Origin of the sequence: Rhodovarius sp. (genome assembly GCF_040399605.1) — a bacterium.
Lineage (GTDB): Bacteria > Pseudomonadota > Alphaproteobacteria > Acetobacterales > Acetobacteraceae > Rhodovarius > Rhodovarius crocodyli_A.
The window spans coordinates 1-4024 of the sequence record NZ_JBBARU010000137.1 but is presented as its reverse complement, the minus strand read 5'-3'; the positions used below and the strand labels follow the sequence as shown (position 1 = coordinate 4024).

The 4024-nt window shown below is 61.9% G+C and carries 1 protein-coding gene; it reads left to right on the top strand.

Annotated elements, in window-relative coordinates:
- Window positions 1-3994 (top strand): VCBS domain-containing protein (locus tag ABWP84_RS18190; RefSeq protein ID WP_353213439.1); only part of this gene is annotated, 3994 nt, incomplete at its 5' end.
- Between the last annotated feature and the right edge of the window lie 30 nt (window positions 3995-4024).

Genomic DNA, 4024 nt, shown 5'->3' with positions numbered 1-4024 from the left:
CACCGCGGCGATCCTCGTCTCCGACCTTAATGGCACCAACGGCTTCCAGATCGCCGGGCCCGCGGTCGGTTACTGGAGCCTTTTCGGCACTTCCGTAGCATCGGCTGGCGACGTGAATGGCGATGGCTTTGCTGACCTCATCATCGGCGCCTATGGCAACAATAACTATACCGGCACCAGTTACATTGTCTTCGGCAAGGGCACTGCCTTTACCGCTTCCATCGCTGTCGAAAGCCTAGGCACAGTCAATGGCCCCCAAGGCTTTCAAATCGTGGGCGCCGTCGCCCGTGACAATAGCGGTGTGTCTGTGGCTTCGGCCGGCGATGTGAATTCCGATGGCTTCGCCGACCTCATCATCGGCGCCGACAATGCCGACCCGAATGGCTCCGCTTCCGGCTCCAGCTATGTGGTCTACGGCAAGTCCGGCGGCTTTGGCACTGGCTTCAACCTCACGGACTTAAATGGCTCCACCGGCTTCCGGCTCGATGGCGTCGCGGCCAATGACTTCAGCGGCGGTTCTGCCGCATCAGCCGGCGATGTGAATGGCGACGGCTTCGTCGACTTCATCATCGGCGCCAGGGACGCCGACCCGAATGGCATGACCCAAGCCGGCTCCAGCTACATTTTCTTCAGCCGCGCCACCGGTAGCGGTACCTATAGAGGCACCGCCCAGCCCGATCGCCTGCTCGGCACCACCTCCGACGACACGATGAACGGCTATGGCGGCAATGATAGCCTCAACGGTGGCGCCGGAAATGACAGCATTACTGGCGGCGACGGCGATGATACCATCAAGGGAGGCGTTGGTGATGATACCATTGACGCCGGCGCAGGCAATGACACGGTCATATGGGCCTTGGGCGATGGCAATGACACCATCACGCTGGGTTCTGGAAACAACACCCTGGATTTCAGCGGCAACGCCTACACCTATACAGACAACGGCAGCCAGCGCATCTTCACCCTCGGCAGCGCCACCATCACCGTTACCGATTGGACGGCCGGCACCAACTCCGTCAATTCCTCACCCACCATCACCTCGAGCGGCACCGCCAGCTTCGCCGAGAACGCCACCGGCGCAGCCTATACCGTCATCGCCACCGACCCTGATCCCGCCACCACAATCACCTATTCGCTGAGCGGCGCGGATGCGGCCTGCTTCGATTTCAACCAAGCCAATGGCGCCGTCACCTTCAAGACCTCGCCCAATTTCGAGGTCCCGGCCGATGCCGGCACGAACAACATATATGACATCACCGTCACCGCCTCCGATGGCATCGCCAACAGCACGGCCCAGGCCGTCGCCATCACCGTCACGAATGTCAACGAAGCCCCCAGCATCACCTCGGGCGGCACCGCCAGCTGTGCCGAGAACGCTACAGGCACCGTCTACACCGCCACTGGCACTGACCTTGATGCCAATACAACACTGACCTGGTCGTTGGGCGGCACCGATGCCGGCCTGTTCAACATCAACGCCAGCTCCGGCGCCGTCACCTTCGCGGCCTCGCCCAATTTTGAAGCCCCGGCCGATGCCGGCAAAAACAACGTCTACGACATCACCGTCACCGCCTCCGATGGCGCTCTCAGCAGCGCAGCAAAGGCCGTGGCCATCACCGTCACCAATGTCAACGAAGCGCCCAGCATCACCTCGGGCGGCACCGCCAGCTTCGCTGAGAACGCCACCGGCAGAGTCTACACCGCCACTGGCACTGACCCTGATGCCAATACAACGCTGACTTGGTCGCTGGGCGGCACCGATGCCGTCAGGTTCAGCATCAACGCCAGCTCCGGCGCCGTCACCTTCGCGGCCTCGCCCAATTTTGAAGCCCCGGCCGATGCCGGCAAAAACAACGTCTACGACATCACCGTCACCGCCTCCGATGGCGCTCTCAGCAGCGCAGCAAAGGCCGTGGCCATCACCGTCACCAATGTCAACGAGGCGCCGAGCATCACCTCGGGCGGTACGGCCAGCTTCGCCGAGAATGCCACCGGCACCGTCTATACCGCCACCGGCAGCGTTTCTGACCCTAGCACCACCCTGACCTTCACGCTGGGTGGCACCGATGCCGGCCTGTTCAACATCAATGCCGGCACGGGTGCTCTCACCTTCAAGACATCGCCCAATTTCGAAGCCCCGACCGATAATGGCGCGAACAACGTCTATGATATCACCGTCACCGCCTCCGATGGCCTGCTCAGCAGCACGCCACGGGCCGTCGCCATCACCCTCACCAATGTCAATGAGGCGCCGAGCATCACCTCGGGCGCTACGGTCAGCCTGGGCGAGAATGCCCCCGGCACCGTCTATACCGCCACCGGGAGTGATCGTGATGCCGGCAGCACCCTGAGTTTTGCACTGGGCGGCGTGGATGCTGGGCTGTTCAGTATCAATGCCAGCTCGGGCAACGTGACCTTCAAGGCGACGCCGAATTTCGAGGTGCCGACCGATTCCGGGGGCAACAATGTCTATGACATCACCGTCACCGCCTCCGATGGCGGCCTGGCCAGCGCGGCAAGGGCGGTTGCCATCACCATCACCAACCTCAATGAGGCGCCGAGCATCACCTCGGGTGGCACGGCACGCTTTGCCGAGAATACCGGCGGTAGGGTCTATATTGCCCAGGGCACTGACCCTGATGCCGGCGCGGTGCTGACCCATACGCTGGGTGGGGCGGATGCGGCGCTGTTTAACATCAGCACCCATTCCGGCATCGTGACCTTCAAGGCCACACCCGATTTCGAGACCCCGGCCGATAATGGCGGGAATAATGTCTATGACATCACCGTCACGACCTCTGATGGCAGCCTGAGCAGCGCGGCCCGGGCCGTGGCCATCACCGTGAACGATGTGGATGAGGCGCCGCGTATCACCTCGGTAGCCACGGCCAATTTTGCCGAGAACGCCACCTCCATCGCCTATACCACCACCGGCTATGACCCTGATGGCGGCCCGACGCTGATTTTTTTGCTGGGCGGCACCGATGCCGGCCTGTTCAACATCAACAGCAACACCGGCGGCGTCCGCTTCAAGGACACGCCCGATTTCGAAGCCCCCGCCGATAGCGGTGCGGATAATATCTACGACATCACCGTCAGCATCTTTGATGGCACGCTCAGTAGCGTGGACCAGGCGGTGGCCATCACGGTCAGCAATGCCAATGAGGCGCCCAGCGTCACCTCTGCGGGCATGGCAAGCTGGGCCGAAAACGCCACCGGCGCCGTCTATACCGCCACCGGCAGCGACCCCGACACCGATACGATCCTCACCTTTGTGCTCGCTGGCAGCGATCGAGGCCTGTTCGACATCAACCCAGCCACCGGTGTGGTGACCTTCAAATCCGCGCCTGACTTCGAGGCCCCTGGCGATAAGGGCACTAATAACGTCTACGACATCACCGTCATCGCCACCGATGGCGGGCTGAACAGCCTGGCCCAGCCGGTGACCATCACCGTCTCCGATGTCAATGAAGCGCCCAGCATTACCTCGGTCTCCGAGGCCAGCTTTGCCGAGAACGCGATTGGCATCGCCTATACCGCCATCGGCAGCGACGCCGATGCCGGCACTATCCTTACCTATGCGCTGGGTGGCACCGATGCTGGGATTTTCGACATCGACACCCATACCGGTGCCATCACCTTCAAAGCCGTGCCCAATTTCGATATGCCGGGCGATGATGGCAAAAACAACGTCTATGACATCACCGTCAGCGCCTCCGATGGCGTTCTCACCGGCATGGCGCAGGCCGTGGCCATCACCATCACCAACCTCAATGAGGCACCGAGCATCACCTCGGCGGCCAATGCCAACTTCGCCGAGAACGCCATCGGCACCGCCTATACCGCCACCGGCACCGACCCTGATGCCAATACGACATTGATTTTCGCGCTGGCGGGCATCGATGCCGGGCTGTTCGTCATCAATCCAGCCACCGGGGTCGTCACCTTCAAGGCCTCGCCCAATTTCGAGATGCCTAGGCTCAGGACCTATTAAAAAGCTTGCGGCGCGGACGGAGGGTTGATT